Below are 17,014 nucleotides of genomic sequence, written 5' to 3'. Positions count from 1 at the left end.
GCCCCCATGACGCCGGGTACGCCCGCGCGGGGGGCGCGCGAGCCGTCCGGGCCGCGGCGGACCGTCGAGCGGCTGCGGCACGGGCTCGGCCTGATCGGACCCCGGCACGGCCGGCACGGGCTGCCCGCGCAGCAGCTGGACGCGCTCGCCCTGCCCATCGGGGACGACGGAGTGGTGGCCGGTGTCGACGCCGAGGGCCAGCCGGCCGTCCTCGGCATCAACCGGCCCACGCCGTACGACGTCGTCCTGATCGGCGGCCTGTGGACCGCTCAGGTACTGGCGCTGCGCTCGGCCGCCACCGGCGCCCGGGTCGCCGTGGAGACCGGCCGGCCGCAGGCCTGGATGCAGATGGTGCACGCCATGGGCGGTGGACAGAACGGCCTGTCCGTGTACGACGTCGGGCGGGTGCCCCCGCAGGGCGCCTCCGCCGGTACACCCGTGCTGGTGGTCCGGGACTGCGGTATGCGGCCCCCGCGCGGCCGGGTGGTGTCCGGGCCCTGGCAGTCGGTGCTGACGCTGCTGCCGTACCTCAGCCCGGTCGCGCCCCGGCTGCTCCGGCAGGCCCGGCTCGCCGGCATCCAGCGGGTCTCGCCGGACGAGGCGGCCGAACTGGGGCGCACGATGGGCCTGTCGCGCACCGAGATCGAGTCGTTGCCCGCGCTGCCCGACGGCGTCACCCTGTGGTGCACCGACCGTGACCGGCAGTACGTGCTGACGCAACCCACCGACGCCGAGATCGGATTGTTGGGCACGCCTCGACGGATGGACTGAACACCCCTTTCCGCCCCTTTTGTTCGCGGTCTCGACGGGTCCGCGGGGCACGCACGGGGCGTCTGCGGGCCTGCGTGGTCCGGTGGGCGGGTGCCGAGGGGCGGGCGGGCCTGCCGAGGGGCCGCTCCTGGTGATTAGGCTGGGAGCGGGCGCGGCAGGACCCGTGGACCGGGCGTCGGTGTCCCGGGGGGAGGGCCGGTGCACCGGACCGCCCCGAACGACAACGGACGACTAGGTACGACACGACATGGTCGCCCCGGCACGGCATGAGGGTGCTCGACCACACCAGGAGGAACTGTGAGCAGCGATCGGGACGGGACGCGCGGGGGCTGGGACACACCCGGCGATGACCAGCCCGACGCGGAGGCCGTCGAGACCACCGGCGAGTTCACCATCGACTACGCTCCCCCCGCCTGGTACACGCAGAACGCGTCCGGTACGGGGGCGGGCTCGGGCGGTGTGAGCGGTTTCCCCGGGGCCGACGACCCCCGGACCGCGGGTGGCCCGGGCTCTTCGGCGGCCCCTGGACTGCCCTTCCCCACGGGCACGCCGGTCACGGGTCCGACACCGCCTCCCCCGCCCGCCCAGCCGACCGGCACCCCGCCCCAGGGCGCGCCGTACGCTCCGCCGCAGGGGGTGGCTCCCTTCACGCCGGCGCAGGGCGTTCCGGCGCAGGGGGCTCCGTACGCTCCGCCGCAGGGGGCTCCTCGCACACCGCCGCAGGGCGTTCCGGCGCAGGGCGCCCCGTACGCTCCGCCGGCTCCGCCCGCGCCGGTGGGCGGCCCGCCGTTCGCCCCGGTTCCGCAGCCGGCGCCGCCCGCGCCGCCGGTCGGCAGCCCCGTCCCGATGCCGCGGCTGCCCGAGGGCTTCGAGCCGCAGGCCGCCCGGCAGGAGGCGCCGGGCGCCTCCCCCGCGGTCGAGCCGGAGACGGACAACGGCGATCTGGAGAGCGGGGCGACCATGCGGTTCTCCGCCGTCGCCCTGAAGCGCCAGATGGCCGAGATCGCCGAGCGCACGGCAGCGACGGCGGAACCGGGTGAAACGGGCGAGCCGGGCTCTGACGGCGAGACATCCACGCAGAGCGCGGTTTCCGACAGGGTCGGCGGCGTGGACGCGGGTGACGCGGGCGCCGAGGCCGGGGTCACGCCGGGCGGTGTCGCCGACGAGTCCGGTGACGGCGCCGGCGCGCGGGAGGACGGGGTGGTTGACGACGCCGTCCCCGTCGCGGAGGCTTCGTCGCCCTCGGTGAACGAGGCGCGGCGCGAGGACGATGAGGACGATCAGGACGGTGCCGAGGGCACGGGGACGTCCGAGGCACCGGAGACGAGCGCCTCGGACGAGGGCGCGGTGGACGACACCGCCGCGGGGCAGGGCCCGGCCGCGGCGGCGCAGCCCGGCGAGCAGGAGGGCACCGCCGACGCCGCCCGGCCCGAGACACCCGAGGACTCCGCCGACGCCGCGCAGTCCCACACACCGCAGGACAGTGGCTCGGGCGCCCCGGATTCGGCTGACGGTGGGTCGGATGACGCCGCCCGGCGAACTGGTGCGCTGCACTCGGACGCGCCGGGCTCGGAGGCACCGCACGCGGACGCTTCGCACACGGAGGGACCGCAGGGCGACTCACCGCAGCCTGACGCGCCGCAGACCGACGCGGCCCAGTCCGACGCCCACTTGGGCGGCGCCACGCGATCCGACGGCCACAGCGCCCAGCAGGCCGGTGGATACGGCTTCCCGCAGACCAGCCCGGCCGGGGCCGATGCCCCGCAGTCCGGCGTCCCGCACGTCGGTGCTTTCCAGCCCGGCGCAGGCGTCCCGCAGCCGGGCGTGCCTCAGCCCGGAGCCGGCGCGCCGTACCCCGCCGCGCCCCCCGCTCCCCCAGCACCTCAGGGTGCGCAGCCCGGTTGGGCCCCGCAGCCCGCGCCGTCCGCGCCGTCCGCGCCGCAGAGCGGGTTGCCCCCGTTGCCGCCCTCGTACCAGCCCGCAGCCCCCGCCGCCGCCGCCCAGTGGCCCGCGCAGCCCGTGCCGCAGCAGGTTCCCCCGCAGCAGCCCGGTCCGATGCCCGGCCAGCAGCCGCAACCGCAACCGCCGGCCGCGCAGGGCCCCGTCGGCGTGCCCGGCCAGCAGCCGCCGTTCCAGCCGCAGGCCCCGCAGCCCTCGCCCGCCGCATGGAACCAGCAGCACCAGGCCGGCCGATCCGGCGGGCCCGCCGCCCCGGCGCCGTCGCCTCAGTCGGCGCCCAACGGCCCCACGCCGCCGAGCGGGTACGGCTTCCCGCAGACCGGTGCACCCCACCCCCCGGCCCAGCCGGGTGGTTACGGCTTCCCCCAGCCTCCGGCGCCCCAGCCGAACCCCAACGGGCCGACGCCGCCGAACGGTTACGGGTTCCCGCCGGGAGCCGTCGCCCCGCAGCCGCAGCCCCAGCCCCAGCCCCAGCCCGGCGGTTACGGTTTCCCCCAGTCCCCGCAGAACCCGGGATTCGCCCCCGGCTCCGCCCCGGCGCCCGACGCGCCACAGGACCCCCAGGCCCCGGTAGACCCTCGTTCCGGTGCCGCGTGGCCGCAGGCCGTCCAGCACGACCAGCGGCAGCCCACCAACCCCGGTGCGGCGCCGCTCGGTTACACCGCTGCCGTGGAGCTGTCCGCGGACCGGCTGCTCAACAACAAGCGGCAGAAGGCGAAGAGCGGCCGGCCCACGGCGGCCACCTCGCGGTTCAAGCTGGGCGGGAAGAAGGAGGAGGCCGAGCGGCAGCGGAAGTTGGAGCTGATCCGTACGCCGGTGCTGTCGTGCTACCGGATCGCGGTCATCAGCCTCAAGGGCGGCGTCGGCAAGACGACCACGACGACCGCGCTCGGCTCGACCCTGGCCACCGAACGGCAGGACAAGATACTCGCCATCGACGCGAACCCGGACGCCGGCACGCTCGGGCGGCGGGTGCGGCGCGAGACGGGGGCGACCATCCGTGACCTCGTCCAGGCGATCCCGTACCTGAACTCGTACATGGACATCCGGCGGTTCACCTCGCAGGCGCCCTCCGGCCTGGAGATCATCGCCAACGACGTGGACCCCGCCGTCTCGACCACGTTCAACGACGAGGACTACCGGCGGGCGATAGACGTGCTCGGGCGGCAGTACCCGGTCATCCTGACCGACTCGGGTACGGGTCTGCTGTACAGCGCCATGCGCGGCGTGCTCGACCTCGCTGACCAGCTGATCATCGTCTCGACGCCGTCCGTGGACGGGGCGAGCAGCGCCAGTACGACACTGGACTGGCTGTCCGCACACGGGTACGCCGACCTGGTCTCCCGTTCCCTCACCGTGATCTCCGGGGTCCGCGAGACCGGCAAGATGATCAAGGTCGAGGACATCGTGGCGCACTTCGAGACGCGGACCCGCGCCGTCGTGGTCGTGCCCTTCGACGAGCACCTGGCCGCCGGCGCCGAGGTCGACCTCGACATGATGCGCCCACGGACACGCGAGGCGTACTTCAACCTCGCCGCGCTGGTCGCCGAGGACTTCACGCGTCACCAGCAGGCACACGGACTGTGGACGAGTGACGGCAACCCGCCGCCGGTGGCCGCTCCGCCCCTGCCGGGCCAGGCCCAGGGTCAGCCGTACGCCCCCGGTCAGCCGTACCCGCAGGGGCAGGGACAGCCGTACCCGCAGGGGCAGCCGCCGTATCCTCAGGGCCCCGGGCAGCCGTACGCCCCGCCGCAGCAGCCGTACCCGGGGCAGCCGTATCCGGCACAGCCCGGGTATCCCCAGTCCGGACATCCCCAGCCACAGCCACAGCCCCAACCGGGCCAGCAGCCCCCGCAGGCTCCCCCGGGCCCGCCCCGGCAGTAGGCGCGCGCAGGAGGGACGCACGAGAAGGGCGGCCGGTGCTCCACCGCACCGGCCGCCCTCCGTGTCGTACGCGCTGCCGCGCTACCGCCGCACGGCGATCACTCCTGCGCCGCCACGATCCGGCGGCACCGCTCCACATCCGCCGCCATCTGCTCCAGCAGGGCCTCCAGCGACTCGAACTTCGCCTGGCCGCGCACGTACGCGAGGAAGTCGACGGCGACGTGCAGGCCGTACAGGTCGAGGCCGACGCGGTCGATGGCGTACGCCTCCACCGTGCGCTCGGTGCCGTCGAACTGCGGGTTCGTGCCGACGGAGATCGCGGCCGGCATGACCTCGCCCTGGGCGTGCAGATAGCCGGCGTACACGCCGTCGGCCGGGATGGCGGTGTGCGGCAGCGTCTCGACGTTGGCCGTCGGGAAGCCCAGTTCACGGCCGCGCTGGGCACCGCGGACGACGATGCCCTCGACGCGGTGCGGGCGGCCCAGGATCTCGCGGGCACCCGCGAGATCGCCCTCGGCGACCAGACGGCGCGTCAGGGTCGAGGAGAACGGCTCGCCGCCGCCCGCCTCACCGGTGACGTACAGGTCGACGACGTCGACCTCGAAGTCGTATACCTTGCCCTGCCCGGTGAGGAACTCGACGTTGCCGGCGGCCTTGTGGCCGAAACGGAAGTTGGGGCCTTCCACGACCGCCTTGGCGTGCAGCTTGTCCACCAGGACCTTCACCACGAAGTCGGCGGGCGACAGCTTGGAGAACTCGGTGGTGAACGGGAGGATGAGGACCGCCTCGACGCCCAGCTCGGCCATCAGTTCGGCGCGGCGGTGGTGCGGGGCGAGCAGCGGCGGGTGGCTGCCGGGGCGGACGACCTCGCTGGGGTGCGGGTCGAAGGTGACCACGACGGCGGGCACGCCCAGTTCACGGGCGCGGTCGACGGTGTGCTTGATGATCAGCTGGTGGCCGCGGTGGACGCCGTCGTAGGAACCGATGGTGACGACGCTGCGCCCCCAGTCCTGGGGGATGTCCTCCAAGCCACGCCAGCGCTGCACTGTGACCGCTCCTCGAACCCGTGTCCGTGTCTGTCCTGACCTCGTTGTGCAGGTCTAAGGGTGCCATGCCGGGTGCGCGCTGCCCGCATCGGCATGGAGGCTGTGACGGGGCGCACGTTCACGCCGCCGCTCAGGCCGGTACGCGCACGCCCGCCAGGCTCTCGATCACGCGGCGGGTGCCGGGGCCCGGCACGGCGGCCCAGTCGTCGGGGGCGTCGGTCAGCCAGCGGGCGAGGCGCGCGGCGAAGCCGGGCACGTGCCGGCCGAGGTCGGTCAGGCCGCGGTCGAACCGGGCGGCTCCCTCGGGCGTGCGGGCGAGGAGCAGGCCGGTGCGGTGGACGAGCCCGCGGACCTCCTCCTCCGGTCCGCCCTCCTCCTGGCCGCCACTGCCCTGGGCCACGGCCGCGCGCAGGACGGCGTCCAGTACGGCCGGGTCCTGTTCCCGGGTGAGCAGGAACTCCAGCAGTTCGCGGCGGAGCGGGCGGGAGGCGGGGGTTCCGGCGGCGGCGAGGACGGTGGCGAGCGCCGCCCGGAGCTGCTCGGGACCACCGTCGAGCAGGCCGGTGACGAGGGGCAGCAGGACCGGGCGGGCGGTGGGACCCTGTTCGAGGCGGCGGTCGACGTGGCCGGCGACGTGTCCGGCGGTGCCCGGGCGCAGCCGCACCGCCTCCGCCACGAGCACGGCGACGCGGCGGGCGAGGGCCGGAGCGGTGAGCTCGGCGAGGCTGCGCAGGGCCGCCGCGGTGTCCAGGCCCTCGGTGTCCGGGGCACGCAGGCGCGTGCGGAAGGCATCCAGGACCGGTTCCGGGTGGGTGGCCAGGGCTGGGATCAGGGCGCTCGGCGGGAACAGCGGGTCACCGTCGGCGAAGTGGCGCAGTGCGGCGGGCAGATGCCGCTCGCGGGTCTGCGGGTCGCGGACCAGCAGGGCCAGGACGCCGCCGTGCAGGTCGCGGTCGGCGGGGCGGGCGAGCAGCGCGAGGGCGGCCCGGCGCAGCAGTTCCCGGTCGGTGTCCGAACGGACGTGCGGGGCCGCGCGCAGCCCGCTCGTCACCGCGGCCGCCCGGCGGACGGAACGCTCGTCGTGCGCCCAGCGGTCGACGGCCCGGCACACGGCCGACGGCTCGTCCTCGGCGAGTACGCCGAGCAGCTCGTCGGCACGGCGGTGCCCGCAGGCCACCAGCACCTCCGTGAGATCGTCCACCGCGCCGTGCCGGTGCGTGTGCAGCAGCGCCTGCGCGGCCGTGGCCACGGTGGCGTGCGGGGTCGCGGGCAACGGGCGCTCATCGGCGAACCAGCGGGTCAGCAGGGGCTGTACGACGGTGGGGGCACCGGCGAGCAGGCCGGCGACGGCGTCCAGGTACCGGTCCCCGGCCGCGGGCGGCGCCGGGTCCGCCAGCACCAGCCGGCGCAGCAGGTCCAGACGCTCGGCGCCGCGGACGGGCACGGCCGTCCAGAAGGCGGGGCCGAACTCGGCCGGCCCGGGCCGCTCGGCACGGCGCCAGGCTACGACGCGGTCGGCGAGCAGGCGCAGCACCTCGGTGTACGGCGTCGCGTCCGGGACCTCGAGCAGCGTCCGGGCGAGCAGCCGGGCGGCCCACCAGGAATCGGGGTCCCGCTCCAGGGCACCGATCAACTCGCGCAGCCGGTGGGCAAGTTCCCCAGGGCCTTGCTGGCGGGCGAGATGCAGTAGCGCCTGTACGACGGGGCCGACGCGGTGGTGCGGCACCGGGACGGGGTGGGGCTCGTGGCGGCTGCCGGGACGGTGCACCAGGGCCCGTAGAGCCTCCTCCAGGTCCAGGTGCACGCCCTGGATCCAGTCGGCCAGTTCCTCGTGGGCGAAGCGGTAGCCGCGGCCGGCCGGCACGAGGAGCCCTTCGGTGAGGACGGCTGAGGCCCACCCGGTACCGCCGCCCAGCCGGGCCGGGGCGGTCCCCCAGGGGAACACCGCCTCGAACGCCTCCCGGTCCAGCTCGCCCTGCCCGGGCCCGAGGCTGCGGCGGGCGGCCTCGTGCACCTGGCCGGCCACGCGCGCGGCGAGCCGCCGTACGGCCGTACCCCGCAGACCGGCCGCGGCGGCGAGGCGCACCGCGATGCGCAGGCACATCAGGTCGAGGTGGGCGGTGAAGACGTCGTGCCGGTCGACGGGCCCGGCGACCGGGGCGTCGGGGACGGCGGCCCGGACCTCGGACAGCAGCCGCAGAGCGAGCGGATGCCCGGCGTCCCGCGCGGCCAGGACACCCTCCGCGATGCCGTACCGGGCACGGGCCCGACATGCCTCACCGACGTCCAGATCACCGAGTCGCAGACAGGGCGGGAACGACCGGAGGGTCTTGCCGGGCGCGGGGTCGGTCGGGGTGCGCGGCGGGGCCGGGAACTCGGCCGGGGTGAGGGGTGGCGCCTGCGACGGGGCCGGGCTGGGACAGGCGGTGGGCGGAACCCCGTCGGCGGCCTGGGAGAAGGGCCGGGCCTCCGCGATGGGGACGGCCGGCGGCCGGGCCACATGTTCGGCCGGGGCGGGGGGCGGCACCGCCGAGGTAGCCGCGACGGGGAGCGCTACTTCCGACGAGGCCCCTGCGGGGAGCGGCACTTCCGGCGCGGCCGCCGCGAGGAGTGGTACTTCCGACGCGGCCGCTGCGGGGACCGGCACTTCCGACGCGGCCGCCGCGAGGAGTGGTACTTCCGACGGGGCCGGATCGGGCGAGGCAGGACGCGGAACCGCGTGGACGGCGGCCGGAACGAAGGGCCGCGCATCCGCGGTGGGCACGGGTGGCGCCGGAACCACAGGGGCGTCGGCCGGGGCGGAGGACGGCACATCCGCGATCGGGACGGCGGAGGGCGAGACCACAGGATCGGCCGGAGCAGGGGGCGGCGCGTCCGCAGTCGGCCGTGGGGGCGTGGGAGCGGCCGGGGTGTGGAGCAGGTCGGCCGGGAAGTACGTCCCGGCGCGTTCCCAGTACTCCTCGCGGCAGGCCACCACCAGGCGGGCCCCGCTCTCGCGCAGCCAGTCGGCGCTGCCCCGGGTCCACTCGGGCAGCCGGTGGGCGAGGACGGGCGGCATCTCCTCGGGGCCGTCGAGGAGGAGCAGCAACGGGCGGCCCGCCCGGGCGGCGAGCCGGGCCAGGCGTTCGGGGGTGAGGTCGCCGAGGTCCTCGGCGTGCGCGCCCCGGGACGCGGCGACGATCCGGGCGGCCCGCTCCATCGCCCGGGCGGCGGCCTCCGCCACGGAACCGTCGGTCTCCATCAGGTCGGCTCCACGCAGCCACACCGTCGGCGCGGGCAGACCACTCCCCGCCCGGCCGGCCGCCGCGGAGCCGTCGGCCTCCGCCGGATCGCCACCACCCGCCCCCACCGCCGGCACGGACGGACCATCCCCCACCCGACCGACCGCCCCCACGACGAAACCCTCGGCCCCCGCCGACTGGCCACCGGCCACCGACGCCACGGAGCCGTCCGTTTCGGGCAGGTCGGCGCCGCGTGGGTGCGGGTGCGGCGTGGGCAGCTCGGTCCGGGCCCGGCGGGCGGCGAGTGCCGCGAGTTCTGTCGTACGGCCGCATCCCGGGGCGCCGACGAGGCCGAGCACGGGCCGGTCGCCCACGGTGAACGCGGCCAGCTCCCCGACGATGCCGGCTCGTTCGACGGCGTCCGTGTCGCCGGTGAGGGCGCCCGGAGGGCCGTCCTGGCCCACGGAGGTCGCGGTCAGCTGGAGGATGCCGGCGAGGTTGAGGTCGGCGCCGTACGCGGGCACGGTGGCCGCGTTGCGCGCGAGTACACCGGCGAGGGTGGTGTCGGCGGCGGGCCGCAGCGGAACCGCGAAGCCCGCGTCGCGCCGGTCGCTGCGCAGGGCGGTGCCGAGGACTCCGACGACCGCGCCGGTGCCGGCGTCGAGCACCGGTCCCCCGGCCGCGCCGCCGCCGAGCCGGAGCGCGTCCCGGCCGGCCGTACCGATGGCCAGCTCCAGGGCGTCGTCGAGGAGGTGGAGGCCGTGCGGGGCGGCGTACGTCACCGGGGTCGCCGCCAGCACCCTGGCCTCGCGCCAGCAGCCGGCGACGATCCGTACGTACGTGCCGGCGTCGATCCGCTCGCGCACCGTCAGGGGTAACGGGTCCACGCCCAGGCCCTCGGTGCGCACCAGGGCGAGGTCGAGGGCGGGCAGCGGGGTGACCGCGTCGGAGGTGACCACGTGGGTCCGGCCGGCCGCGTGCAGCGCCAGCCGGGACAGGCCGTCGACGTTCTCGTGGCTGGTGAGCAGGGTGCCCTCGTGATCGACGAGGAAGCCGAGGCCCCGGGGGCGGCCGGCCGGGTCGTGGAGGCGGACGAGGGCGGCGTCCGCCCGGCCCCCAGCAGCCCCACCGGCACCGGCGACCCGCATTCCGCCGGTGCCTGTACCGGCACTGACACTGACACTGTCCACGTCGGTCCCGCAGACGCCCCGGCCGGACTCGTCCCCTTGCTCCCGGCGCCCGCCCGCGGTGCGCGGGCCCCGTTCCGCCATGGCCGTACCTCCCCGCAGTCCCCGCGTGCCCTGGGCACCGACGGTAAGCGCGTGATGATCGGCGGGACAGGTCCCCGGCGAACGCGCCCCCTTCCGCTCCCCCGGTTCACTCCGAGCGCCTGCCCGGACGGGTGAATAGGCGGGGGCGGCTGGACAAGGCTAGGGGTGGGGGAACCGAAGGGGGGTCCGTGGAGCGGCGGCAGGGACGGGAGTCCGTGCCCGGCCGCCGCTCCACGGGAGGACGACGGCCCGGCGGACCACCCGGCCGCCTGGCCCGGAGGGCCGGCCGGGCGACCGGTCAGCCGAAGACGGCCAGGCTCTTCGCCTTGCCCTTGTGCTCCTCGACGAGCGCGAGGAAGCGGCCCTCGCGGTCGAACACGGCCACGGGGCCGGCTCCCGCGTACTCGTCCGGCATCTCCAGCCGGACGCCGTTCAGCAGCAGCTGGGACCGCCTGGCGTCGACGTCCCAGCGGCGGAACGCCGCCGTCGCGGCCTCGGCGACCGGCATCACCGTCAGCTCCTGCTGGAGCTGGTCGAGCGTCTTCGCCGTGTCGAGCTTGTACGGGCCGACGCGCGTCCGGCGCAGCGCGGTGAGGTGCCCGCCCACGCCCAGGCCGGCACCCAGGTCGCGGGCGAGGGCACGGATGTAGGTGCCGGAGGAGCAGACCACCGACACGATCAGGTCGAGCACGGGCGTGCCGTCCTCGGCGACGGCGTCCCGGACGTCGTAGACCGTGAACGAGGAGACGGTCACGGGCCGGGCGGGGATCTCGAACTCCTCGCCCTCGCGGGCCCGCTTGTAGGACCGTACGCCGCCGATCTTGATGGCGCTGACCTTGGACGGCACCTGCATGATGTCGCCGCTCAGCCGGGCGATGCCGGCGTCGATGGCGTCCCGGGTCACCTTGGACGCGTCGGTGGCGGAGGTGATGTCCCCCTCGGCGTCGTCGGTGAGGGTGTTCTGGCCCAGGCGGATGGTGCCCAGGTACTCCTTCTCGGTGAGCGCCAGGTGCCCGAGGAGCTTGGTGGCGCGCTCGATCCCGAGGACCAGGACGCCGGTCGCCATCGGGTCGAGGGTGCCGGCGTGGCCGACGCGGCGCGTCCTCGCGATCCCGCGCATCTTGGCGACCACGTCGTGCGAAGTGAAGCCCGACGGCTTGTCGACGATGACAAGGCCGTCGGGCGTGGTGTGCTTCTGGGTCATTCCGCGGCGTCGCCGTCCGTGTCGGTCTCGTCGTCGGCCGGCTTGCGGTAGGGGTCCGCGCCGGCGGCGTACGAGGCGCCCGTCGCCGCTTCGCGTACCTGCTGGTCGGACTGCCGGGCCCGGTCGAGGAGGTCCTCGATGGTCTTGGCGGTGTCCGGCAGGGCGTCGGCGACGAAGGTGAGGGTCGGCGTGAACTTCACCTGGGCCGCGCGGCCCACCTCGGACCGCAGGACGCCCTTGGCGCTCTCCAGGCCCGCGGCGGCGGCGGCCCGCTCCTCCTCGTCCCCGTAGACCGTGTAGAAGACGGTCGCCTCCCGCAGGTCACCCGTGACCCGGGTGTCCGTGATGGTGACGTGCGAGCCGAGCCGCGGGTCCTTGATCCCGCGCTGAAGCTTCTGGGCCACCACCTCCCGGATGAGGTCCGCCAGCCTTTTCGCCCGCGCGTTGTCGGCCACTGGTCCGTCTCCCGTTCTTTCTTCTGCTTAGTGTTCTGTGGTCAGTCGTCGTCGCCGTGGAGGCGCCGTCGTACGGACAGCAACTCCACCTCGGGGCGGCCGGCGACCAGCCGTTCGCACCGGTCCAGTACGTCGGTGACGTGCGCCGTGTCGCCGGAGACCACGGCGAGGCCGATGACCGTCCGCCGATGGAGGTCGATGTGGTCCACCTCGGCCGCGCTCACGGTGTACTTCCGCTGGAGTTCGGCGACGATCGGGCGGACGACGGAGCGTTTCTCCTTCAGCGAGTGGACGTCGCCGAGGAGGAGGTCGAAGGACAGAGTCCCCACATACATGTGTGTAACCGGTTCACCCGCCGGTACGGGATCGGTGGCCCCGGATCCGTATGGCCGGGGACACCAAGAACCGTACAACGAAGCGGCCCGTGGGCTCGACGGATATTACGCTCCGTGGGCCGTGGACACGGGCCGCAAACGGCGTGCCGGCCGACGGGACCGAAAGTCCCGTCGCCCGGCACGCACCGTGAGCGTTACGCCCGCGGCTTCTCGCGCATCTCGTACGTCGCGATGACGTCGTCGACCTTGATGTCGTTGAAGTTGCCGAGGTTGATACCGCCCTCGAACCCTTCGCGGATCTCGGTGACGTCGTCCTTGAAGCGACGCAGACCATCGATGTTGAGGTTCTCCGCGACCACCTTGCCGTCGCGGATGAGGCGCGCCTTGGTGTTGCGCTTGACCTCGCCGGAGCGGATGAGGACACCCGCGATGTTGCCCAGCTTGGACGACTTGAAGACCTCGCGGATCTCCGCCGTACCCAGCTCGACCTCTTCGAACTCCGGCTTGAGCATGCCCTTGAGGGCCGCCTCGATCTCTTCGATCGCCTGGTAGATGACCGAGTAGTACCGGACGTCCACACCTTCGCGCTCGGCCATCTGCGCCGCGCGGCCGGCCGCGCGGACGTTGAAGCCGATCACGATGGCGTCGGAGCCCATCGCCAGGTCGATGTCGGACTCCGTGACCGCACCGACGCCGCGGTGCAGCACGCGGATGTCGACCTCTTCGCCGACGTCCAGCTGGAGCAGGGAGGACTCGAGGGCCTCGACGGAACCAGAGGCGTCACCCTTGATGATCAGGTTCAGCTGCTGGATCTCGCCGGCCTTGAGCACCTTGTCCAGGTCCTCCAGGGACACGCGGCGCGTGCGCTTCGCGAAGGCCGCGTTGCGCTCACGGGCGGCGCGCTTCTCCGCGATCTGGCGGGCCGTACGGTCCTCCTCGACCACGAGGAAGTTGTCACCGGCACCCGGGACGTTGGTCAGGCCCAGGACCTGGACCGGGGTCGACGGGCCCGCCTCGGCGACGTTGTTGCCGTTGTCGTCGAGCATGGCGCGCACCCGGCCGTAGGCGTCGCCCACGACCATCGTGTCGCCGACCCGCAGCGTGCCTCGCTGCACGAGGACCGTCGCCACGGCACCACGGCCGCGGTCGAGACGGGACTCGATCGAGATGCCCTGCGCGTCCTGGCTCGGGTTGGCCCGAAGGTCGAGCGAGGCGTCGGCCGTGAGGATCACGGCCTCGAGCAGCGAGTCGATGTTCAGACCCTGCTTGGCGGAGATGTCGACGAACATCGTGTCGCCGCCGTACTCCTCGGCCACCAGACCGAACTCGGTCAGCTGACCGCGCACCTTGGTCGGGTCGGCGCCCTCGACGTCGATCTTGTTGACCGCGACGACGATCGGGACCTCGGCCGCCTTGGCGTGGTTGAGCGCCTCGACCGTCTGCGGCATGACGCCGTCGTTGGCCGCGACGACCAGGATCGCGATGTCGGTCGACTTCGCACCACGGGCACGCATGGCGGTGAACGCCTCGTGACCCGGGGTGTCGATGAAGGTGATCTTGCGCTCTTCTTCGTTGACCTCGGTCGCGACCTGGTAGGCACCGATGTGCTGGGTGATGCCACCGGCCTCGCCCGCGATGACGTTCGTCTTGCGGATGGCGTCGAGCAGGCGGGTCTTACCGTGGTCGACGTGACCCATGACGGTCACGACCGGCGGACGGACGACCAGGTCCTCCTCGTCGCCCTCGTCCTCGCCGAACTCGATGTCGAAGGACTCGAGCAGCTCGCGGTCCTCCTCCTCGGGGCTGACGATCTGAACCGTGTAGTTCATCTCGCCGGCGAGGAGTTCCAGGGTCTCGTCGGAGACGGACTGCGTGGCCGTGACCATCTCGCCGAGGTTCATCATGACCGCGACGAGCGACGCCGGGTTGGCGTTGATCTTCTCCGCGAAGTCCGTGAGCGACGCGCCGCGGGAGAGGCGGATGGCCTCACCGTTGCCGCGCGGCAGCATCACGCCGCCGACGCTCGGGGCCTGCATGGCCTCGTACTCCTGGCGCCTCTGCCGCTTCGACTTGCGGCCACGACGCGCGGGACCGCCGGGACGGCCGAAGGCGCCCTGCGTGCCACCGCGGCCACCGGGACCACCGGGACGGCCACCGAAGCCGGGACGGCCACCGCCGCCACCGCCGGGACCACCCGGACGGCCGGCGAAGCCACCGCCACCGCCGCCACCGGGACCACCGGGACGACCGGCGAAACCGCCACCGCCGCCACCGGGACGACCGGCGAAGCCGCCGCCGCCACCCGGGCGACCGCCGCCGCCACCGGGACGACCGCCGGCACCGGGACCGCGGCCGCCGGGGCCACCGCCGCCCGGACGCGGGCCGGCAGCGGGACGCTGCGGCATCATGCCGGGGTTAGGACGCGGACCGGCGGGGCCGGGACGCGGGCCGCCCTGCGGGCGGGGCATGCCGGCCGGCGACGGACGGGAACCGCCGGGAGACTGCGGACGCGGACCGCCGCCCTGGGCGCCGGACGCCTGGGGACGGGGGCCGGCGCCGGGGGCACCGGGGCCGCCGGGACGCGGACCGCCCTGCGGGCGCGGAGCCTGCGGGCGGGCCATGCCGGTGGTACCACCGGAGGTGAAGGGGTTGTTACCCGGACGCGGACCGGCCGGACGGCCACCCGGACGCGGCGCGGAACCGCCGGGACGCGAACCGCCCTGCGCGGCCGCGGGGCGCTGGCCCTGCTGGCCCTGACCGGGACCGCCGGGGCGGCCACCGGGCCGGGGGGCACCGGGACGGGCGCCCGGACGCTGGCCCTGGTTCTGGGGCTGACTCTGCGGCTGGCTCTGGGCCGCCGGGGCCTGCGGGGCCTGCGGGGCCTGCGGGGCCGGGGCAGCCGGCGGAGCGGTGAACTCCGGGGCGGCCGGGGCCGGGCGGGGCGCGGGCTTGGGACCCGGCACGGGACGCGGGCCGGGGGCCGGCGCGGATGCCGAGGGGGCCGCCGGGGCGGCCGGCTGCTGGGCAGCGGGCGCCGTCGACGGCTTGGGGGCCGGCGGCCTCGGGGCAGCCGGACGTGCCGCCTGCGCCGGAGAGGGCGCGGCGGGCCTGGGGGTGGCCTTGCGCGGGGCGGGCTTGCCGGCGGACTTGCCGGAGCCACCACCCTGGAAGGCGTCGGTCAGCTTGCGTACAACCGGCGCTTCGATGGTCGAAGACGCCGAACGGACGAATTCACCGAGTTCCTGGAGCTTGGCCATGACGGCCTTGCTCTCTACACCGAACTCCTTGGCGAGTTCGTATACCCGGACCTTAGCCACTTCGCTCCTTTGAGGTCCGGGTTGAAGCCGGACCGTCGCTAGTTCATGGGCGTACTCATCGCGTACTCATCGAGTGCTCATCGCAATCTCGACCTGCTTTCGACTCGCGAGGTACCAGGCCGCACGGTTTTCCGTACGGCATGTCTTACGGCGTTGCCTGCTAGGCAACTGTCGTCTGCTCGACGTATCGGCGCAACGCCTTTGTGTCGAGCGCTCCCGGGGCGCGCAGTGCCCGCGGGAACACCCGGCGGCGTACCGCCTGGTCGAGACAGACCAGGACGGGATGCACGTAGGCACCCCGGCCGGGCAGCGTACCGCGAGGATCGGGGACGCATGCGTCCTCGCTCTTCACGATCCGCAGGAGATCGTTCTTGGCCGCCCGCTCCCGGCACCCCACACAGGTGCGTTCGGGGCATGCTCGGTCTTGCGTCCGGCCAGACACAGCTAAGTCTACCTCCCCGTACCGACCTCACCCCTTCGGGGCAGCGATCGAACGGCTCTTGTCGTGATTCAAGCGACCTACGGCCTGGATCTATTCCCCGGAGCCGCGGTCTCCTCCGGGTCCTACTCCCCGGTCGGCTCGGTGTCGGGCCGGATGTCGATCCGCCAGCCGGTGAGGCGGGCGGCGAGGCGGGCGTTCTGGCCCTCCTTGCCGATCGCCAGCGACAGCTGGTAGTCCGGCACGGTCACCCGGGCGGAGCGGGCGCCCATGTCCACGACCTCCACCTTGTTCACCCGCGCGGGTGACAGGGCGTTCGCGACCATCTCCGCCGGGTCGTCCGACCAGTCGACGATGTCGATCTTCTCGCCGTTCAGCTCGCCCATGACGTTGCGCACCCGGCCGCCCATGGGGCCGATGCAGGCGCCCTTGGCGTTCAGACCCGAACGGGTGGACCGTACGGCGATCTTCGTGCGGTGACCGGCCTCACGCGCGATCGCGGCGATCTCCACCGAACCGTCGGCGATCTCCGGCACCTCCAGGGCGAAAAGCTTCTTCACCAGGTTGGGGTGCGTACGCGAAAGGGTCACGGAGGGGCCGCGGACGCCCTTGGCGACCCGGACGACGTAGCTGCGCAGCCGCATGCCGTGCGGGTAGGTCTCCCCGGGCACCTGCTCCTGCACCGGGAGGATGGCCTCCAGCTTGCCGATGTCCACCAGCACGTTCTTCGGGTCGCGGCCCTGCTGGACGACACCGGTGACGATGTCGCCCTCCCGGCCGGCGTACTCGCCGAGCGTCGCGTCGTCCTCGGCGTCGCGCAGCCGCTGGAGGATCACCTGCTTGGCGGTGGACGCGGCGATCCGGCCGAAGCCGGACGGGGTGTCGTCGAACTCGCGGGACTCCTGGCCCTCTTCGAGGTCGTCGGGGTCCTCCTTCGCCCACACGGTCACGTGTCCGGTCTCCCGGTCGAGCTCCACGCGCGCGTGCCGACGGCTTCCCTCGGTGCGGTGGTACGCGATGAGGAGGGCCGACTCGATCGCCTCGACCAGCAGGTCGAAGGAGATCTCCTTCTCCCGCACCAAGCCCCGCAGGGCGCTCATGTCGATGTCCAC

Annotated in this window: 10 protein-coding genes; 2 read left to right on the top strand and 8 right to left on the bottom strand. The window is 74.4% G+C overall.

Translation table 11 applies throughout. The features are described 5' to 3' along the window. The first annotated feature begins 6 nt into the window (after positions 1-6). Positions 7-771, top strand: a complete 765-nt coding sequence (locus ACGFT1_RS33315; protein ID WP_361994162.1) for a hypothetical protein — start codon at positions 7-9, stop codon at positions 769-771. Between the two features lie 297 nt (positions 772-1,068). After that, positions 1,069-4,614, top strand: coding sequence for an SCO5717 family growth-regulating ATPase (locus ACGFT1_RS33310; protein WP_373912719.1), 3,546 nt, complete (start codon positions 1,069-1,071; stop codon positions 4,612-4,614). Positions 4,615-4,712: 98 nt separating this feature from the next. Here the strand turns inward: ACGFT1_RS33310 and ACGFT1_RS33305 are convergent, their stop codons facing one another. From ACGFT1_RS33305 to nusA, 8 genes are all read right to left on the bottom strand, one after another. After that, positions 4,713-5,660: a bifunctional riboflavin kinase/FAD synthetase gene (locus ACGFT1_RS33305; RefSeq protein ID WP_373912718.1), complete on the bottom strand. Its 948-nt coding sequence runs from the start codon at positions 5,658-5,660 to the stop codon at positions 4,713-4,715. Positions 5,661-5,790: 130 nt separating this feature from the next. Further along, positions 5,791-10,152, bottom strand: coding sequence for a hypothetical protein (locus ACGFT1_RS33300; protein WP_373912717.1), 4,362 nt, complete (start codon positions 10,150-10,152; stop codon positions 5,791-5,793). Between the two features lie 298 nt (positions 10,153-10,450). Beyond that, positions 10,451-11,356 carry a tRNA pseudouridine(55) synthase TruB gene (truB, locus tag ACGFT1_RS33295; protein ID WP_373912716.1) on the bottom strand — a complete coding sequence of 302 codons (906 nt, stop codon included), beginning with the start codon at positions 11,354-11,356 and terminating at the stop codon, positions 10,451-10,453. Next, positions 11,353-11,811: a 30S ribosome-binding factor RbfA gene (gene rbfA, locus ACGFT1_RS33290; protein WP_373912715.1), complete on the bottom strand. Its 459-nt coding sequence runs from the start codon at positions 11,809-11,811 to the stop codon at positions 11,353-11,355. The genes truB and rbfA overlap by 4 nt, the downstream gene beginning before the upstream one ends. Positions 11,812-11,852: 41 nt before the next feature. Then, the gene (locus ACGFT1_RS33285; RefSeq protein WP_373912714.1) at positions 11,853-12,146 is read right to left on the bottom strand and encodes a DUF503 domain-containing protein; all 294 of its coding nucleotides are present in this window, start codon (positions 12,144-12,146) and stop codon (positions 11,853-11,855) included. Positions 12,147-12,340: 194 nt separating this feature from the next. Continuing rightward, the gene (gene infB / locus ACGFT1_RS33280) at positions 12,341-15,463 is read right to left on the bottom strand and encodes a translation initiation factor IF-2 (protein WP_373912713.1); all 3,123 of its coding nucleotides are present in this window, start codon (positions 15,461-15,463) and stop codon (positions 12,341-12,343) included. 160 nt (positions 15,464-15,623) lie between these two features. Next, the gene (locus ACGFT1_RS33275) at positions 15,624-15,905 is read right to left on the bottom strand and encodes a YlxR family protein (protein WP_373912712.1); all 282 of its coding nucleotides are present in this window, start codon (positions 15,903-15,905) and stop codon (positions 15,624-15,626) included. Positions 15,906-16,027: 122 nt separating this feature from the next. Next, positions 16,028-17,014, bottom strand: a complete 987-nt coding sequence (gene nusA, locus ACGFT1_RS33270) for a transcription termination factor NusA (protein ID WP_373912711.1) — start codon at positions 17,012-17,014, stop codon at positions 16,028-16,030.

Source organism: Streptomyces sp. Y20 (assembly GCF_043195475.1).
Taxonomy (GTDB): Bacteria; Actinomycetota; Actinomycetes; order Streptomycetales; family Streptomycetaceae; genus Streptomyces.
This window is presented reverse-complemented; position numbering and strand designations above follow the sequence as displayed.

Coding starts and splice junctions, on each gene's coding strand:
- ACGFT1_RS33315 (WP_361994162.1), top strand. CDS start 7: ATGACGCCGGGTACGCCCGCGCGGGGGGCGCGCGAGCCGTCCGGGCCG.
- ACGFT1_RS33300 (WP_373912717.1), bottom strand. CDS start 10,152: ATGGCGGAACGGGGCCCGCGCACCGCGGGCGGGCGCCGGGAGCAAGGG.
- truB (WP_373912716.1), bottom strand. CDS start 11,356: ATGACCCAGAAGCACACCACGCCCGACGGCCTTGTCATCGTCGACAAG.
- ACGFT1_RS33285 (WP_373912714.1), bottom strand. CDS start 12,146: ATGTATGTGGGGACTCTGTCCTTCGACCTCCTCCTCGGCGACGTCCAC.